Annotated in this window: 16 protein-coding genes; 10 read left to right on the top strand and 6 right to left on the bottom strand. The window is 44.8% G+C overall.

What is annotated here, in order from left to right; translation table 11 throughout:
* Positions 1-59: 59 nt before the first annotated feature.
* The 3 genes from tsaB to FKN88_RS10615 form a co-directional block, all read right to left on the bottom strand.
* Entirely contained in the window at positions 60-770 is a 711-nt protein-coding gene (tsaB, locus tag FKN88_RS10625) for a tRNA (adenosine(37)-N6)-threonylcarbamoyltransferase complex dimerization subunit type 1 TsaB (protein ID WP_154170572.1), read from the bottom strand.
* Between the two features lie 8 nt (positions 771-778).
* Complete coding sequence (locus tag FKN88_RS10620; RefSeq protein ID WP_154170570.1) at positions 779-2,707, bottom strand: ATP-dependent DNA helicase; 1,929 nt, start codon at positions 2,705-2,707, stop codon at positions 779-781.
* Between the two features lie 103 nt (positions 2,708-2,810).
* The gene (locus FKN88_RS10615; RefSeq protein WP_154170568.1) at positions 2,811-3,014 is read right to left on the bottom strand and encodes a hypothetical protein; all 204 of its coding nucleotides are present in this window, start codon (positions 3,012-3,014) and stop codon (positions 2,811-2,813) included.
* A 185-nt stretch (positions 3,015-3,199) separates the two neighbouring features.
* On the opposite strand from FKN88_RS10615, the gene purU reads away from it, so the two are divergent.
* A complete protein-coding gene (purU, locus tag FKN88_RS10610) occupies positions 3,200-4,033 on the top strand; it encodes a formyltetrahydrofolate deformylase (protein WP_115152654.1) in 834 nt (277 codons plus the stop codon).
* 94 nt (positions 4,034-4,127) lie between these two features.
* Here purU and FKN88_RS10605 read toward each other — a convergent pair whose 3' ends face one another.
* The gene (locus FKN88_RS10605; RefSeq protein WP_154170566.1) at positions 4,128-6,131 is read right to left on the bottom strand and encodes an NADPH-dependent 2,4-dienoyl-CoA reductase; all 2,004 of its coding nucleotides are present in this window, start codon (positions 6,129-6,131) and stop codon (positions 4,128-4,130) included.
* 182 nt (positions 6,132-6,313) lie between these two features.
* Here FKN88_RS10605 and sppA point away from each other — a divergent pair, with 182 nt between their 5' ends.
* Together sppA and ansA are read left to right on the top strand one after the other, a co-directional pair.
* Positions 6,314-8,164 carry a signal peptide peptidase SppA gene (sppA, locus tag FKN88_RS10600; protein WP_306687496.1) on the top strand — a complete coding sequence of 617 codons (1,851 nt, stop codon included), beginning with the start codon at positions 6,314-6,316 and terminating at the stop codon, positions 8,162-8,164.
* A 162-nt stretch (positions 8,165-8,326) separates the two neighbouring features.
* On the top strand, positions 8,327-9,340 hold the full coding sequence (ansA, locus tag FKN88_RS10595) for an asparaginase (protein WP_154170562.1): 1,014 nt from the start codon (positions 8,327-8,329) through the stop codon (positions 9,338-9,340).
* 101 nt (positions 9,341-9,441) lie between these two features.
* On the opposite strand, the gene FKN88_RS10590 is transcribed toward ansA, so the two are convergent.
* Positions 9,442-9,726, bottom strand: coding sequence for a YeaC family protein (locus tag FKN88_RS10590; protein WP_004394858.1), 285 nt, complete (start codon positions 9,724-9,726; stop codon positions 9,442-9,444).
* Between the two features lie 117 nt (positions 9,727-9,843).
* Here FKN88_RS10590 and FKN88_RS10585 point away from each other — a divergent pair, with 117 nt between their 5' ends.
* Entirely contained in the window at positions 9,844-10,668 is an 825-nt protein-coding gene (locus FKN88_RS10585) for a DUF2989 domain-containing protein (RefSeq protein WP_161439002.1), read from the top strand.
* 40 nt (positions 10,669-10,708) lie between these two features.
* On the opposite strand, the gene msrB is transcribed toward FKN88_RS10585, so the two are convergent.
* A complete protein-coding gene (msrB, locus tag FKN88_RS10580; protein WP_154170560.1) occupies positions 10,709-11,125 on the bottom strand; it encodes a peptide-methionine (R)-S-oxide reductase MsrB in 417 nt (138 codons plus the stop codon).
* Positions 11,126-11,458: 333 nt separating this feature from the next.
* Between msrB and gap the strand changes: the two genes are divergently transcribed.
* The 6 genes from gap (at position 11,459) to FKN88_RS10550 (ending at position 16,746) form a co-directional block, all read left to right on the top strand.
* The gene (gap, locus tag FKN88_RS10575; RefSeq protein ID WP_154170558.1) at positions 11,459-12,454 is read left to right on the top strand and encodes a type I glyceraldehyde-3-phosphate dehydrogenase; all 996 of its coding nucleotides are present in this window, start codon (positions 11,459-11,461) and stop codon (positions 12,452-12,454) included.
* 161 nt (positions 12,455-12,615) lie between these two features.
* Positions 12,616-13,497 carry a D-hexose-6-phosphate mutarotase gene (locus FKN88_RS10570; protein ID WP_154170556.1) on the top strand — a complete coding sequence of 294 codons (882 nt, stop codon included), beginning with the start codon at positions 12,616-12,618 and terminating at the stop codon, positions 13,495-13,497.
* 85 nt (positions 13,498-13,582) lie between these two features.
* Complete coding sequence (rlmA, locus tag FKN88_RS10565) at positions 13,583-14,401, top strand: 23S rRNA (guanine(745)-N(1))-methyltransferase (protein ID WP_154170554.1); 819 nt, start codon at positions 13,583-13,585, stop codon at positions 14,399-14,401.
* A 73-nt stretch (positions 14,402-14,474) separates the two neighbouring features.
* Positions 14,475-15,398 carry a ChaN family lipoprotein gene (locus tag FKN88_RS10560; RefSeq protein WP_154170552.1) on the top strand — a complete coding sequence of 308 codons (924 nt, stop codon included), beginning with the start codon at positions 14,475-14,477 and terminating at the stop codon, positions 15,396-15,398.
* Positions 15,399-15,660: 262 nt separating this feature from the next.
* The gene (locus tag FKN88_RS10555; RefSeq protein WP_154170550.1) at positions 15,661-16,023 is read left to right on the top strand and encodes a hypothetical protein; all 363 of its coding nucleotides are present in this window, start codon (positions 15,661-15,663) and stop codon (positions 16,021-16,023) included.
* 201 nt (positions 16,024-16,224) lie between these two features.
* Complete coding sequence (locus FKN88_RS10550) at positions 16,225-16,746, top strand: DUF2058 domain-containing protein (protein ID WP_158138733.1); 522 nt, start codon at positions 16,225-16,227, stop codon at positions 16,744-16,746.
* Positions 16,747-17,079: the final 333 nt, after the last annotated feature.

The raw sequence follows: 17,079 nt of genomic DNA, 5'->3' as shown, positions 1-17,079 counted from the left end.
AAGCAACGCGTCTTCTCCTTGAGTCATCGAATTGACGTTATTCTAATAAAGAATAGTGTTTATTCTCTTCCTGGTAGCTTTTTCCATGCCACCGTATCCCTTAAATAACACGGTGTGGCTTGCTCTACAGGCACATGCTGACCTTTTTTCCATGCCTGTTGTGCCAATACCACCATATCTTGCGCTTGAGGATACAACACCGCACTTTGTTCCGTACGCAGCGGCAAAGCAGTGAGTGTCTCTGTATAGGCTTGCCAACCGGTTCCTGCCATCGTCCAGCAATGTTCATCCTCAGATCGAGCAGCCATGTGTTCTAATAATAGGGACGGAGCAATGACACACTCAGCGTCAAGCTCAGACCAACTGCCGTCAGCTTGGCGGACAAAGCGCCCCCAATAGACCTCACTCATTCGCGCATCAATCGCACAAGCAACGTGAGTGGCTCCCTGCTCTCGATACGCAGCCTGAGCCATCGCAGCTAAGGTCGAAATACCAATCATCGGCAAATCAGCACCAAAAGCTAAGCCTTGTGCAATTCCGATGCCAATCCGCACTCCGGTGAAACTCCCTGGGCCACGACCAAACGCCAGTGCATCTAACTCGTGCAATGTGATGCCCGCTTCTTTAAGTACTTCATCGACCATCGGCAGAATTTTTTTGGTGTGATCTCGAGGTGCCACTTCACTGCGTGAGTAAAGTTTATCTCCGACCATCAAAGCAACCGAGCACGCCTCGGTTGCGGTATCTAAAGCAAGAATGGTTGCACTCATGAATGTCTCTAATTAGTGTCTGTTACAGAAAGAGATAGCAGAAAGTCTTTTACCACCGCCAAATCACGTGTTCGTGGTATCGGAGGCAAACTGGCTAAAAATACGCCGCCATAATCACGGGTAACTAAACGATTATCACAGATAATCAATACGCCTTTGTCTTTCTGATCTCGAATGAGTCGTCCTACTCCTTGTTTAAGAGTAATGACAGCGTCAGGTAATTGGACCTGAGCAAAAGGATCGCCACCGCGCAAACGACAATCCTCGATACGCGCTTTTAACAGCGGGTCATCCGGGGAAGTAAACGGTAGTTTATCAATAATAACACAGCTTAGGGTATCGCCTCTAACATCAATCCCCTCCCAAAAAGCTCCTGTGGCAACTAAAAGCGCATTACCAAGCTCCATAAATTGTGCGAGGGTTTTCTGTTTACTGGTTTCCCCTTGTAACAGTACCGGAAGGCTCAAATGCTCACGAAATCGCTCACCCAACTCGCGCATCATAGTATGGGAGGTACACAAAAAAAAGCAGCGTCCTTGGTTTTGTTCAATCACCGGGGCAAGCATTTCAACCAACTTATCCGCTAACCCTGCGCTATTGGGTTCTGGCAAGTAACGGGGGACGCACAGTTTCGCTTGCTGCTGATAATCAAAAGGACTGGGTAAGGAAAATTGCTCACTGGGTTTTAGCCCTAAACGATGGGTGAAGTGTGCAAAATCTTCATTCACGGCTAACGTTGCCGAAGTAAAAATCCACGCACCGGATTTAAGATTAATTTGCTCTTGAAACTTATCAGCGATCGATAATGGCGTAATGTGTAAACTAAAATGCCGCGGCGTGGTATCAAACCAATAGGAGTATCCAGTAATAGAAACATCACAGACCCGAACAATACGTGCTTTTAAGGTATTCGCGCGCTCAAAAGCGGTATCAAGCAACTGACTTCGACCAAGGGCAAGCTTTAACACGTCGATAGCAAAAGTTAAACTCTCTTGCAATCGCTCCACTTGCTGAGCAATGCTAGCCACCGACAGCGCCTCTCGCCAGTTGCCGCGAAAACCAGAATCCCCTAATAATACGCGCAAATCCATCGCCGTTTGCTGGAGTTTATCGCCAACTTTTTGCAATTGGCGCATATCCTTCGCTTCGGTGCGATAACCAATTTCAATATCTTTGGCTAAATCTTGAATCTGTCGGCTTGAAACCGATTGACCAAAATATTGGCTTGCAATATCAGGTAACTGGTGCGCCTCGTCAAAAATAAACACCTCGGCGTCAGGGATAAGCTCACCAAATCCGGTCTCTTTGATGGCAAGATCCGCTAAGAAAAGATGGTGGTTAACGACCACGATATCCGCTTCCATTGCTTTACGCCGCGCTTTTGAGACAAAGCAATCTTGATAACTTAAACACTCTTTGCCTAAGCAGTTATCGTTGGTCGAAGTAATGGTCGGGATGATCATGCTATCTTCCGCCAACTCATCACATTCACCGAGATCGCCGCTTTTGGTCGATGATGACCAACTGCGTACTTTAACTAATTGGGTTAATAACGTTGGATCGCTTTGCGCGTGATGGCTTTCAACCATTTGTCGGCTCAACCTATCCAAGCAAAGGTAGTTAGCGCGCCCTTTCAGAAGCGCCACTTGGCCAAAAAAGCCCAAAGCCTCGACCATTAAAGGTAAATCTCGATGAAATAGTTGCTCTTGTAAGTTTTTCGAGCCCGTACTGATGATGACCTTTTTGCCACTCAATAACGCAGGAACTAAATACGCAAAGGTTTTACCGGTTCCCGTGCCCGCTTCAACTACTAATTGTGATTGATTCTCGATCGCTTTAGCAACAGCTAACGCCATATCAACTTGAGCTTGACGCCCTTGAAAACCAGGAATGGCTTTGCCCAAAGCCCCATGTTGAGAAAAGGTTTTAGCGATCATGACAGCAATAATGACGATGAGGAATGCAGCGATTATGGCAGGTTTGTTGCGACAGCGCGAATCGAAATCCGCTTCGCGCTGATCGTGTCACTAGAAAAACGTTTTATTTGCGATTGAGATAACGGGCTAACCAAGGGGGTGCGTCGTAACCATTACTGGCTGTCGGCATCATGGCTTTTGCGGCATCCACAGGGGAAGCTTTACTTTCCCACATCGCGTCCAATAACGCTTCATCAACTGGATTGTCTCCCATCAGAGCATGCACACGCTCTACGTATAATTTACGTGCAAGTAGTTCTTTGTCCATACACACCACCTTAAATGGTACTCAGCAAAAGACTGAAAGAGGAAGCCGTTAGTGTCTAGCCGTGATAGTTGTTGAATCCTTATTGATAATAGATTAATTATAGTCGCTACAGTGTGGTCTGCATCACCGTTCTTGCAGCCTTGATTTATTTTACAGACCGAGAAAAATACTCACGGAAGTTATCAATGGAAAAAAAAACCCTCCTGACGCATTGCAGTGATGCCCCAGGATTGATCTCAAAAATCACTAATATTTGTTATAAACATCAACTTAACATCATTCATAACAATGAATTTGTCGATAATACCAGCGGTCATTTTTTTATGCGTACCGAGTTAGAAGGGTATTTTAATGACACCACATTTCTCGCTGATCTTGATCAAGCTCTACCGTCTGGTACCAAACGTAAACTGATGGGTTCTGCTCGTAAACGAATCATTATTATGGTGACCAAAGAGGCACATTGCCTTGGCGATATTTTAATGAAGACTTACGATGGTAGCTTAGAAGTAGACATCGCTGCCGTGGTCGGCAATTACGATACTCTACAAGGCCTAACTGAAAAATTTGATATTCCTTATCATTATGTCTCTCATGAAGGACTTAATCGTCAAGAGCATGAACAGAAAATTCTCGAAGTGATTGAACCTTATCACGTCGATTTTGTTGTGTTAGCTAAATATATGCGGGTACTCACGCCCGGTTTTGTCGAAAAATTTCATCATAAAATCATCAATATCCACCATAGTTTTTTACCGGCTTTCATCGGCGCAAAACCTTATCAACAAGCTTACGAGCGTGGGGTTAAAATCATTGGTGCAACCGCGCACTTTGTCACCAACGATCTTGATGAAGGGCCCATCATTAAACAAGATGTGATTCCGGTTGATCATACCTTCAGTGCGCAAGACATGGCCCAAGCGGGACGTGATGTGGAGAAAAATGTGCTCAGCAAAGCCATCAACAAAGTGATTAATGATCACGTGTTTGTTTATGGCAATAAAACCGTCATTTTATAATCCGCCAGCCTAAGTCACTGCTGGATTTCAATCGATACAGTAAGGGGCCTTATCAGCCCCTTATGTTTTCATATTTAAGTCATTGACAGTTCGCTTACAATTTCACTGCCAATTCAACGCCTTGGCGAATCGCACGTACCGCGTCAAGCTCTCCAGCGACATCGGCTCCGCCAATCACATGCAGTTTCTCACCCAAGCTTGCCCACTGTTCGGCAAAAGGCCGAACCGACTCTTGCCCAGCGCACACAATAACGGTGTCCGCGTCTAACAGTTTTTGTTGCCCATCCAGCGTGATATGTAGCCCCTGTGCGTCTATTTTCTCGTAGCCAATACCACCTAACATATTGACACCACGTTTCTCTAGTGTACGTTTGTGAATCCAACCTGTCGTTTTACCAGGGCCTTTACCCACGCGTCCTTTACGGCGCTGCAACAGCCAAACTTGCTTATCACTAACCGCATCCGGGTATGGGTATAACCCGCCAGGGTGGGCAATCTCTTTATCAATTCCCCACTCATGTAACCAGTCATCTAAATCGTGATCCGTAGGCTCGGTTATCATTGTCGCTACATCAATACCAATACCACCAGCACCAATAATCGCCACTTTTTCACCTACAGGTGTCTTTTCGCGAATCAAGGTTTGGTAATCAATGACTTTTTCAGGATGATCAATGCCCTCTAATTGAATGCTTCTAGGCTCAACGCCCGAAGCCATCACGATATCATCGTAATCAGCGAGCATATCAAAGGTTACATTGCGATCTAAATGCAATTTCACCCCTGTTTCATCAATGCGATTGGCAAAATAACGAATCGTCTCGCGAAACTCCTCTTTGCCTGGAATTTGCATCGCGAGCCTAAATTGCCCACCAATCCTATCGTTACGCTCAAAGAGATCGACCTCATGTCCCCGCTCGGCCAATGTCGTTGCACAAGCAAGGCCCGCGGGGCCTGCACCAACTACTGCGACTTTTTTCTTATGAGTTGCCGGTTGGATACGAATTTCGGTTTCATAACAAGCGCGAGGGTTTACCATACAAGTGGCTCGCTTGGCCTGAAAAATATTATCTAAACAGGCTTGGTTACAACCAATACAGGTATTGATCAGTGCCGCTTTATTTTGCTCAGCTTTACGCACAAAATCAGGGTCAGCCAAGAAAGGACGCGCCATTGACACCATATCGGCTTGGCCACTAGCCAGAATTTTTTCGGCTTGTTCGGGCGTATTGATCCGGTTACATGTCACCACAGGCACCGTAAGATGCGATTTGATTTTTTCCGTCACCCAACTGAACGCCGCACGGGGTACTTGCGTAGCAATAGTCGGGATCCGCGCTTCATGCCAACCAATTCCGGTATTAATGATGGTCACTCCCGCTTTTTCTAATCCCTTAGCGAGCTGTAAGACCTCTTCAAAGGTACTGCCTTCTTCAACCAAATCGAGCATCGATAGACGGAAAATAATGATGAATTCTTTACCGACCGCTTCGCGTATCGCACGTACGACTTCAAGAGGAAAACGCATGCGATTTTCATAGCTACCGCCCCAATCATCGTAACGAACGTTCGTTCGTTTACAAATAAACTGGTTAATGAGGTAGCCTTCAGATCCCATGATTTCAACCCCATCGTAACCCGCTAACTGAGCTAACTCAGCACTATGAGCAAAGGCTTGAATAGTATTACGTATCTGTCTAACCCTCATTTCACTTGGGGTAAATTTCGCAATCGGCGCTTTAATCGCCGAGGCACTCTGTGCGAACGGATGCATCGCATACCGTCCAGCATGCAGTAGCTGCAGCGCAATCTTGCCACCATGGCGATGCACCGCTTCAGTCACCACTTGGTGCGCTTTGGCATGCTTAGTCTTGCTAAACTCAGCACTAAATGGATGCAGTCGACCACGTAAGTTTGGCGAAAAACCGCCGGTGACGATTAAGCCAACGCCACCTTTCGCTCGCTCTTCATAAAAAGCAGCCAACTTACTTAGCCCTTCTTTATGTTCTTCAAGTCCAGTATGCATTGATCCCATTAATACGCGATTACGCAGTTGAGTAAATCCTAAATCTAAAGGCTGTAATAGGTGTGGGTACATGGTGACATCACTTTTTGTTATCTTTATGGTCCGACCAGAATAATCCTGCCAATAATAAAAATCAAACAAGTGTTTACAATTTTGTAACACCGATCAATCTTGCAGTTGTTTGCCTTTCTGAGATCACGTAGGATGATAGGAATAATTATCGACACGCCGTCCTGCGTTGCATCGGAGATACAATGAAACCACTATTTCGACTTATTGGGCTGATTTTTAAAGGGATTTGGAAAGTTATTACGTTTATTCGTCTCGCCATAACCAACCTTTTCTTTCTACTCAGTATTGCCGTTATCTACTTTCTATACCTAAGTGCCGACTCATCCGCTCCAGTAGTCAAAAAACCGTCTGCCTTAGTCGTCAATTTTTCAGGCCCGATTGTCGAGCAAAGTACCTCCCTGAATCCAATGGACTCTTTAACAGACTCGCTTTTGGGACGAGAAATACCTCGAGAAAATGTCCTATTTGAGATTGTTGAAACACTGCGTCATGCTAAAAACGACGACAACATCACTGGCTTAGTCTTAGCGTTGCGTGACATGCCAGAGACCAATCTCACTAAGCTGCGTTATATTGCGAAAGCCATTAATGAATTTAAAGCTTCTGGTAAACCGGTTTATGCCGTGGGTGATTTTTATAATCAAAGCCAATACTATTTAGCCAGCTACGCCGACAAAATTTATCTTGCTCCCGATGGCGCTGTGCTGCTTCGCGGTTACAGTAGCTATAACCTCTACTACAAAAGTTTGTTAGACAAATTAAATGTTAATACGCACGTATTTCGAGTCGGTACTTACAAATCGGCCGTTGAGCCTTTCATTCGTGATGATATGTCAGAACAAGCTCGTGAATCTGCCTCTCAATGGTTGAGTCAATTGTGGGGCGCTTATATCGATGATGTTGCGACCAATCGCCATATTGACGCTCAAACCCTAAATCCGACGATGGACGAGTTTTTAGCGCTCATGAAACAGGCGTCTGGAAATCTTGCCGAACTATCGCTCAATATTGGTTTAGTGGATGAATTAGCAACCCGTCAACAAGTTCGCGCGCAATTGGCCGAAGTCTTTGGTCGTCATGGCGAAGACAGCTACAATGCGATCAGTTACGATCAATATCGTCCAACAGTGAAACCACGGACTCGACCTCAAGCAAAAGAGATCGCCGTTGTCGTCGCCAGTGGCGCGATCATGGATGGTAAACAATCACGCGGTAATGTTGGTGGGGATACCGTGGCCAGCTTACTGCGCCAAGCGCGCAATAATGATCAAGTCAAAGCGGTGATATTACGTGTTGATAGCCCTGGAGGCAGCGCGTTTGCCTCAGAAGTGATCCGTAACGAAATTGAAGCGCTTAAAGCCGCAGGTAAACCCGTCGTGGCATCAATGTCCAGTCTGGCGGCTTCTGGTGGTTATTGGATTTCGATGAGCGCTGACCATATTGTTGCTCAGCCAACCACCTTAACCGGCTCAATCGGCATTTTTAGTGTCATTACCACCTTTGAAAAAGGGCTTAACCATCTTGGTATTTATACTGATGGTGTTGGTACATCACCATTCTCTGGTGTAGGGGTAACGACTGGATTGAATGAAAAAGTCAAAGACGCTATTCAAATGGGCATCGAAAACGGCTATCAACGGTTTATCTCTTTAGTCAGTGAACAACGTGGCTTATCACTAGAAGAGGTCGATAAGATAGCTCAAGGCCACGTCTGGACGGCAAAAGACGCTCAACAAGCAGGTTTAGTCGATACCTTGGGTGACTTTGATGATGCGGTGCAAATTGCGGCGAATCTCGCCCAATTAGAACACTACAACTTATATTGGATACAAGAGCCACTCACTCCAGCACAACGTTTTATCAAAGGTCTGTTTAGCGAAGCGCATGCTCAGCTAGGGGTTAATCTTTCCGGTCTCATTCCAAATGCGTTACAACCAACCACTCAGCAACTATTGCAAGATGCTAATTTATTAAATCAATTTAATGATCCTAAAGGATATTATGCATTTTGTTTGCCTTGCCAAATAGAATAACTAGCACCTGTAAACGCGAAAGAGAACAGGAGTTAACCGCCTCTTTCTTGCGCAAAAACATCAAACCATAAAATAAGGGGCGCTTTGCAACAAGCGCCCCTTTTTATTGTAGTGGTTTTCGCTATAATTTTGGCTCTGTTCCCTACAATAAGCGTTGCCTCTATGACTAGAAAGCATATTTATATTGCCTACACAGGCGGTACCATTGGTATGAAAAAGTCGGATCACGGCTATGTTCCCGTGGCTGGATTTATGGAAAAGCAGTTGGCTGCCATGCCAGAGTTCCATCGTGATGAGATGCCAAAGTTCACCATTCATGAATATGATCCTCTGATTGATTCTTCCGATATGACTCCTGAAGATTGGCAATTTATTGCCGATGATATTCGTGATAATTATGACAACTATGATGGCTTTGTGATTTTGCATGGTACGGATACCATGGCTTATACCGCATCAGCACTGTCATTTATGTTAGAGAACTTAGGCAAACCAGTGATCGTTACTGGTTCACAAATCCCTCTTGCCGAACTGCGCTCTGATGGGCAAGCCAACTTACTCAATTCGCTGCATCTTGCGGCCAATTATCCGATTAATGAAGTCACCCTATTTTTCAACAATCAGTTGATGCGTGGCAACCGAAGTACCAAATCGCATGCCGATGGTTTTAGCGCCTTTACGTCCCCCAATTTACCTCCCCTACTGGAAGCTGGAATCAATATTCAAATTAGTAAAGAAGTGACAGTGGGGGCAAAACCGGAAGGCGCATTTCGTGTACATAACATTACACCGCAACCAATCGGTGTGATCACTATGTATCCGGGCATTTCACACGAAGTGATCCGCAATACGTTACTGCAACCTGTCAATGCAATGATTCTTTTGACCTTTGGCGTCGGTAATGCACCACAAAATCCACAGTTATTGGCGCACTTAAAAGAGGCCTCTGAACGCGGCGTGATTGTTGTCAACTTAACCCAGTGTTTGGCCGGAAAGGTGAACATGGGAGGATATGCGACAGGCTGTGCGCTCGCCGAGGCAGGAGTGATCAGCGGTTATGATATGACGCCAGAGGCCGCTCTAGCCAAACTGCATTATCTACTCAGTCAAAATTTATCTTATCAAGAAATTAAGCACAAAATGCAACAGGTGCTCCGTGGAGAGATGAGTTTATAAACTGATTTTATACTCTATCATTATGAGCAGGCAGTGACCTCCGAACAGGAGGTCACTGCTATGTCCGCAACGAGCAAGGGAACAAACAATAAAGACCGTTTTTATTCTTGGTTTGGATTGACGCGAACAATATCTTCTTGCCCATCTTGGAAACGTTTTTTCAATTCTCGTTTCGATTTTAAGACCATTTCACCACCAACGCCTATACTCATATGGTCAGCTTCTACATTATGCCGAGATTGATACAACATCACAGCTTGCATACAAGAATCTCGCTGCGATTGAGAAAGTGGTGTACCTTCTGGCCACTTACCCGTTTCAACGGCAAACAGCAGACGCTGGTAGGCTTCCGGGGTGATAGCATCAACTAACTGATGGGTATCCATTATTTTATCCTTGATGACGAAATGACTGAGCATAACTAGCACCACAACAATAGCGACCTAGTGTAGCGAGTCAACACCAGCCAAATAAATAAGCGTATTGGATCACAAGTGATGATAATGAATGGGATAAAAATTAGCATACTGCTTTTGATGACCGTGTTATTGAGCGGTTGCCTAGAGAATCGCAATAATACCGATAAACTGTGTAACGATAACCCAGGCCTACAGTGTGAAAAACTCAATTTAAACGATGGTCAATGTCGCTTACCGCGGACTGATTTAATCTGGCACCGTTTTGAGGTACTCAAGAACCCGACCGTCGATAATAAGTTAGAAGAGTATCGACTTGTTCGGCTCTATCGCCAATGTTTAGAGTTAGCCTCACAAATTCAAGTCCTTAATGACCCACTACTAACACAAAATCGCTTCAATGCTTTGGTACATTCAGGGGAAGAACTCGATAGATTAACCAAAGATCTTCGACAGATGCGCACCCCCCATGCATTGTATTTTTTATGGAGTCAAACGGGTGATAATATTGCTCGCAGAGAATTTCTTCGTATGGAAGGCTCACCAGAATTAGACACGGCCGAGATGCAATACGCGCTTGCAACCTTCTATATTTCGCGCGATCGAGAAAAAACCATTCAACTGCTGACTCGAGCTTTAGAGCTCAGCTCACCAAGAGCGATCAACACTGAGATTTTTCAGTCACTGGCTAGTACCCATCAGGCGCTTGGCCATCAAGAACTGGCCTACTTATGGGCAATGGTAGGTAAGCAATTTGATGTCCCCGTCGCCTCTCCTGCCGAAATGGCGCTGCTTTATCCCTTTAACGCAGAACAATTTCGACAATTAGATAATCAAGCCAATCAGTTGGCACGAACGATTCGCCGAGGTGAATTCTCTCGTCATAGCGTCCCAGTTTTTAATGAACGCTAACATTGTAATATTTCAACCATTGATGACGAATTTTTACCCATTATTGCGGCTTTTTGGTGAAATTTAACGACACAGAATTAACGCAGAAGCGCTCCCCCGTCGTCGGTGGACCATCGGGAAAAACATGCCCTAAATGACTATCACATTGCGCACAACGAATTTCAGTGCGCGTCATTCCGTGACTGCGATCCTCTAAATAGCGAATTGATTCTGTGGTTAAAGGCGCATCAAAGCTAGGCCAGCCGCAACCTGAATCATACTTGTTCTGAGAACTAAATAGTGCTGCTTCACAGCACGTGCAGTGATAAATTCCCGTTTGTTTGTTATGCAGTAACTGACCACTGAAAGGCGCCTCGGTTCCCTGCTGACGACAGACATAATAGGCCTCTTCACTTAGGGTTTCACGCCAGTAATCATCAGGCTTGATGTTTTTTTTGCTGGAATCATTGATCGCCATTCTTATTCCTCTTGGTTTCACTCAACGCTGTGCTTTTTTATCTGAAAAACTTGCCTATTTTACGCTTTGTAGCACATACTTTCTTTCCGAAATTCGAGTGGTATTTCACCTATAACACCCGAAGCTAGACTGACTATTCTACGTCAATTGGTAGGGATAAAAAGCAGCATCAAGTCTAAATATTAACCACTTGCAACTGATTGTTAAAAAAAACGATGCTTTTTTTTGACTTTAAACAAGTTAAGTCCGATTATCTGTTGCAGACATTTACTGGATTCTGTAATTTTACTACCAGTTATCTTTAATCAGAAATTAAGTTGTGGAGCAACTATAATGACTATCAAAGTAGGTATTAACGGTTTTGGCCGTATCGGCCGTTTTGTATTCCGTGCAGCACAAGAACGCAACGACATCGAAGTTGTAGGTATCAACGATCTTATCGACGTTGAATACATGGCTTACATGTTGAAATATGACTCAACTCATGGCCGTTTCAACGGTACAGTTGAAGTAAAAGATGGCAACCTAATCGTTAACGGTAAAACCGTTCGCGTTACTGCTGAACGCAACCCAGAAGATCTAAAATGGGACGCAATCGGTGTTGACGTTGTTGCAGAAGCAACAGGTCTATTCCTAGACGACGCGACTGCACGTAAGCACATCACTGCTGGTGCGAAGAAAGTAGTTCTAACTGGTCCTTCAAAAGACAAAACCCCAATGTTCGTAATGGGCGTAAACCATAGCAGCTACGCTGGTCAAGACATCGTTTCTAACGCTTCTTGTACGACTAACTGTCTAGCGCCTATCGCTAAAGTACTGAACGACAAGTTTGGTATCGTGTCTGGTCTAATGACAACTGTTCACGCGACTACAGCGACTCAAAAAACCGTTGATGGTCCTTCTGCAAAAGACTGGCGCGGTGGCCGTGGTGCTTCTCAAAACATCATCCCATCTTCAACTGGTGCCGCTAAAGCAGTAGGCGTTGTTCTTCCAGAACTAAACGGCAAACTAACTGGTATGGCTTTCCGCGTACCAACCGCTAACGTTTCTGTTGTTGACCTAACCGTTAACCTAGAGAAAGGCGCTTCTTACGCTGAAATCTGTTCAGCAATGAAAGAAGCTTCTGAAGGCGAACTAAAAGGCGTACTAGGCTACACTGAAGATGCCGTTGTATCTCAAGACTTCATCGGTGAAGTACAAACGTCTGTATTCGATGCTAAAGCTGGTATCGCTCTTACTGATAACTTCGTTAAAGTTGTATCTTGGTACGACAACGAAATCGGTTACTCAAACAAAGTTCTAGACCTAATCGCTCACATTTCTAAGTAATGTCGTGATTAGCGAAGTCATTCGTTGAGCAACAAAATTAGCTAAAAGGCGGCCACAGTGTCGCCTTTTTGGTCTTTTCTATTCACGAGATCTTGTTCGCCCTTTACCATCGATATTAAGTGCTGAATGTCTTAATATCCAAACATCAGGAGCTTATCTTTATGGATTTACTACGACTTCCTAGCCTAACGGTACTTTCTGACTGCATCACGATTGTTGAACAGGATAATGTAAAAATCGTCCGCGTTATTCATGATAAAGCGGTAGCCGGTATTGCGCTGCACGGTGGTCATGTCGTGTCTTTTCGACCTACCGGTCAAGATGATCTACTCTGGATGAGCAAAAAAGCAATTTTTGATGGCAAAACGGCACTACGTGGCGGAATACCCATTTGCTGGCCGTGGTTTGGCCGCTTAGCGACTCCAGCTCATGGCTTTGCTCGCTCAAGTCAATGGCAACTCATCGAACATCGGGAAAACGAGCAAGGGGTGATCGTCGTCCTTGGTCTCGACAGTAACCAGCAAACTCGCTCAGTATGGCCGCATGAATTCCAACTTCGTCTGTCTATCGAAATCTCTGATAGCTTAACCGTGCGTTTAACCATTACGAATACCGACCAAAAGGCATGGGCCTTTTCAGGGGCTCTGCACAGTTACTTAAATGTGGCTGATGTACGGGAGACAACCATTACCGGAATGGGCAGTGATTATCTTGATAGTCTGCAAAACGATCAGTGGTGCCAAGGAGAGGAAACACTAACCCTGCGCGACAGCATTGACCGGGTTTATACGAAGCCGCAATCTCACATTCAAGTGCAGGATCATCAACGTCAGCGTACTCTAGTGGTAGAAAATCAAGGGCATAACTCTGCTGTGCTTTGGAATCCGTGGGCACAAGGTGCTCAATCGATGGGAGATATGCAAAATGATGGTTATCTGACCATGCTTTGTGTCGAATCAACTTGGCATGCACCGAGTCTTACTGCAGGTAAGGTCTTACAACCGGGTGAAATTCACTGTCTAAGTACACGGATTACCGCTTAATCTTGATTAGGGCGATAGTAACGCCCTTTTTATTTCGAATAAATATCGCTAAACTTGCCGACTTGATTTTCTCTTCGAGAGCGTTATGACTTATCAATGCCCCTTGTGCCACCACTCGCTAACTCTTCATCAACGCAGCTATCACTGTGCGAATCATCATCAGTTTGATCAAGCTAAAGAAGGCTATGTCAATTTGATGCCAGTGCAGCATAAACGCTCCAAAGATCCTGGTGACAACAAAGCAATGATGCAGGCAAGACGACGCTTTCTCGATGGAGCGCATTATCACCCAATGCGCAGCGCAGTGAGCACTCTGTGCACTCGTTACTTAGTCAATACCAACCACCAATTACTCGATATTGGCTGTGGTGAAGGTTATTACACCCAATATATTGCTAGTGCGTTACTTGAACAACATCCACAAGCCAATGCCTATGGCCTAGATATCTCAAAAACAGCGATTCGTTTTGCTGCTAAACGTTACCCACAAGTGGACTTTGTTGTCGCCTCCAGCCATCGCTTACCGTTTGCCGATCAATCCTTAAATGCTATCGTGCGTATCTACGCGCCTTGTAAAACACAAGAGCTGCAGCGCGTTCTTGACGATAATGGCGTAGTCATAACCGTCACCCCTGCTGCTCGCCACCTTTATCAGCTCAAAGCGTTGATCTATCCGCAAGTGCAACTGCATGATGAAACAGCAGAAATCATCGATGGTTTTGAGCTAAAACATCAACAGCAATTGCACTATACTATGCCCCTTTCTGGACCAGAGGCGTTTGATCTGCTACAAATGACGCCTTTTGCTTGGCGTGCGAGTGACCAACTACGCCACGATCTGCCATTAACGCCCCAGTTTGAATGTGAGGCTGATTTTATGATTCGAGTTTATCAAAAGGTTTAATTGATAATAATTATCACTACATTGATAATTAACTTGGCCTCCAGTAGACTGCTGACTCATTATTGGAGGCTTTATGCGTATTTTTATCACCCTTGCACTATCGATATGGCTCATCGGCTGTAGCGCTTCGAACTCTCGTCAAATCAGTGACTTTTACGACTATCAACTGGCTTCGCCTCAAGGGGAGTGGCTAGCATTGTCCAATCTTCCCGATGCGGTGAAACAAGCAGACGTGATCTTAGTCGGAGAATGGCATACCCACAGTGCTATCCATAAGTTTCAAGCCGATTTACTACGGACTTTGCTTGAGCACCACCACCCCATCGTCCTTTCTATGGAGCAATTTTCTCGAGATAGCCAACCTTATCTGGATCAATATTTACAAGGCGAGATTGGTGAACAATACCTTATCGAGCAAAGTAACGCTTGGCCAAACTATGCCAGTGATTATCGTCCACTTGTTGAATTAGCGAAACATCATCAAAGACCCATTATTGCCGCCAATGCGCCAAAAAATATGGTTCGTTGTATTGGTCAACAAAGCATTGAATATTTAGATAAGCTACCTACAGAACAACGTCATTGGGTCGCAAAAGAGATTAACCTCAGTGACTCCCCTTACAAAGCTCATTTTATGGCCTCAATGCATCATGGTACACCGACCCAACATGAACAACAATTTGCCGCCCAAATGACTTGGGATGAGACCATGGCGGAAAGTATTGTCGATTATCTTGCCGCTCACCCACAACAACAAGTGCTACACATTGCCGGCGCTTTCCATATTCAGCAAGGATTAGGTACTGCGGCGGCGATTCATCAACGCAACCCTAATTTAAGCATCGCGATCATCACCCCAACCAGTCAACTTACTGAACAATCAAGCGATTTTCAGTTACTCGTCCTACCCATGCCGATTCGTTATCTACAACCGGCTCACCAATGGCAAGCGATTGAAAGACTCAAAAAACGCAACACAGATCTCAGTTGTGATTAAAATATCGACCAATTAATTTAACAGGCATACTGTTTGCTTATTAATCAACATTCGCCAAATGTGCAAAAAACGCACAAGTTTTTTTGCGCTTGGCCGATATGGATATTATCGACACGATTTCACGCTATCGACAGCGTGCCATGGTACATAAGTAGCACTTGCTTATGTACCATAACTAAAGGTTAACGTCGTAAGGACACAAGTTAACCGATATAAAATCGGAGATCGACAAACTGCGTTGCTGTTGATTAAGGAGAATAGAATGAATCCTGTTACCTCTGGTGCTCCACAGACCTATTCCGCCAACGGGACGGCTTCCTCTGTCATGCCAATCACTACCGATAATGCTCATGATCTTCCAGCCAAAGCAGAACCGAATAAAGTCACCCTATCCGAAGAAGGCAAAGCGCTGCTTGCGGCTTTGCAACAGTTCAATGACTCGGAGCATCAAGAGCAACAACCTGAGACACAACCCAAATCGGGGACAGCAAAAGCCTTTACTTATGGTGCGCTAGGAATGGGACATCCTGATCAAACCACAGAACCAACGAATAAAGCCTATACAGCGGGAAAATACCTTTCTGCAGCAGCAAAAATTGGTGGCCTTGTACTTCTACTCGCTTGAATAGATTTGTGGCTTTATTTGCTCAACACGAGTCGGTACACTTAGCCGTTATTGATTAATAGTAACGACTTGAACGCCTCAGCTATCGCAAATAACCAGCGCTCGTTAAGAAAAGCCTCATCGGCTTAACGTGCATAACTTGGTACTGAACTGCCGCCTTCAATTCGTATCGAAACACTACCTGATTGTATTGGACTAACCATGACACGACTATCTCTACAAGAGCAAATGCTCAAAGCGGGCCTTGTGAATGAAAAAAAACTTAAAAAAGCCCAAAAAAGTTCGAAGAAATCACGCGTACAAGCGCGAGAAGTAAAAGCCGCCGTTGAGGCAAATAAACAAGAGCAAATAGAACGTGATAAGGCGTTAAATAAACAGCAAAAAGAACAATTGCTGACCAAGGAAATTCGCGCTCAAGTGAAACAGTTAATTGAAATGAATAAATTGCCGCACAATAACGGCGATATTCAATATCACTTTACCGATGGAACCTTAGTCAAAAAACTCTACGTTGATAACCAGACTCGCGATCAACTCAGTAAAGGTCATCTCGCGATTGCTCGTTATGAAGAGAGCTACGCCATCATTCCTAATATCGTCGCTGAGAAAATTTGGCAACGTGATGAGAACAGTATTATTCCTCTACCAGAAGAAGATAAACAAGCCCATGATGAAGAAGATCCTTACGCCGATTTTGTCGTCCCTGATGATTTAATGTGGTAGAGCCGCAGAATAGACCCACTTATCGCCACCGCTCTTTGACTTTTAGCGATTACAATCACTCTCGATAATTAATCTATAAGGGTCAATCAAACCTATTGTAGAAAGGCTGCAATAGGCAGAATTTGGATAAAAAAAGGGGCTCCGAGGAGCCCTGAATCGAAAAAAGTGATAGCAAAGGGGGAAAGGACTTTTGAGCTACAGGTGCGCTATAAGCTCTTTGGGTCTGAACCATTGCTGCCATTCAAACGCTGTAGTTCCCAACTCTACAGGTTTGAACTTTCACTTGACGCAGTACAACCCTTACAATACCGCGTATGACTTACATCCTGTATG

The organism is Vibrio sp. 2017_1457_13 (assembly GCF_030851525.1).
Classification (GTDB): Bacteria; Pseudomonadota; Gammaproteobacteria; order Enterobacterales; family Vibrionaceae; genus Vibrio; species Vibrio metschnikovii.
Note: the sequence above shows the minus strand (reverse complement) of the source record. Positions and strands in the feature narration are given on the sequence as shown.

Excerpts from the sequence above, each read along its gene's own strand:
- sppA (WP_306687496.1), top strand. The coding sequence starts at position 6,314 with ATGAAACCACTATTTCGACTTATTGGGCTGATTTTTAAAGGGATTTGG.
- FKN88_RS10585 (WP_161439002.1), top strand. The coding sequence starts at position 9,844 with ATGAATGGGATAAAAATTAGCATACTGCTTTTGATGACCGTGTTATTG.
- FKN88_RS10615 (WP_154170568.1), bottom strand. The coding sequence starts at position 3,014 with ATGGACAAAGAACTACTTGCACGTAAATTATACGTAGAGCGTGTGCAT.
- msrB (WP_154170560.1), bottom strand. The coding sequence starts at position 11,125 with ATGGCGATCAATGATTCCAGCAAAAAAAACATCAAGCCTGATGATTAC.
- FKN88_RS10620 (WP_154170570.1), bottom strand. The coding sequence starts at position 2,707 with ATGATCGCTAAAACCTTTTCTCAACATGGGGCTTTGGGCAAAGCCATT.
- gap (WP_154170558.1), top strand. The coding sequence starts at position 11,459 with ATGACTATCAAAGTAGGTATTAACGGTTTTGGCCGTATCGGCCGTTTT.
- FKN88_RS10560 (WP_154170552.1), top strand. The coding sequence starts at position 14,475 with ATGCGTATTTTTATCACCCTTGCACTATCGATATGGCTCATCGGCTGT.
- rlmA (WP_154170554.1), top strand. The coding sequence starts at position 13,583 with ATGACTTATCAATGCCCCTTGTGCCACCACTCGCTAACTCTTCATCAA.
- tsaB (WP_154170572.1), bottom strand. The coding sequence starts at position 770 with ATGAGTGCAACCATTCTTGCTTTAGATACCGCAACCGAGGCGTGCTCG.
- FKN88_RS10590 (WP_004394858.1), bottom strand. The coding sequence starts at position 9,726 with ATGGATACCCATCAGTTAGTTGATGCTATCACCCCGGAAGCCTACCAG.
- FKN88_RS10550 (WP_158138733.1), top strand. The coding sequence starts at position 16,225 with ATGACACGACTATCTCTACAAGAGCAAATGCTCAAAGCGGGCCTTGTG.
- purU (WP_115152654.1), top strand. The coding sequence starts at position 3,200 with ATGGAAAAAAAAACCCTCCTGACGCATTGCAGTGATGCCCCAGGATTG.
- ansA (WP_154170562.1), top strand. The coding sequence starts at position 8,327 with ATGACTAGAAAGCATATTTATATTGCCTACACAGGCGGTACCATTGGT.
- FKN88_RS10605 (WP_154170566.1), bottom strand. The coding sequence starts at position 6,131 with ATGTACCCACACCTATTACAGCCTTTAGATTTAGGATTTACTCAACTG.
- FKN88_RS10555 (WP_154170550.1), top strand. The coding sequence starts at position 15,661 with ATGAATCCTGTTACCTCTGGTGCTCCACAGACCTATTCCGCCAACGGG.
- FKN88_RS10570 (WP_154170556.1), top strand. The coding sequence starts at position 12,616 with ATGGATTTACTACGACTTCCTAGCCTAACGGTACTTTCTGACTGCATC.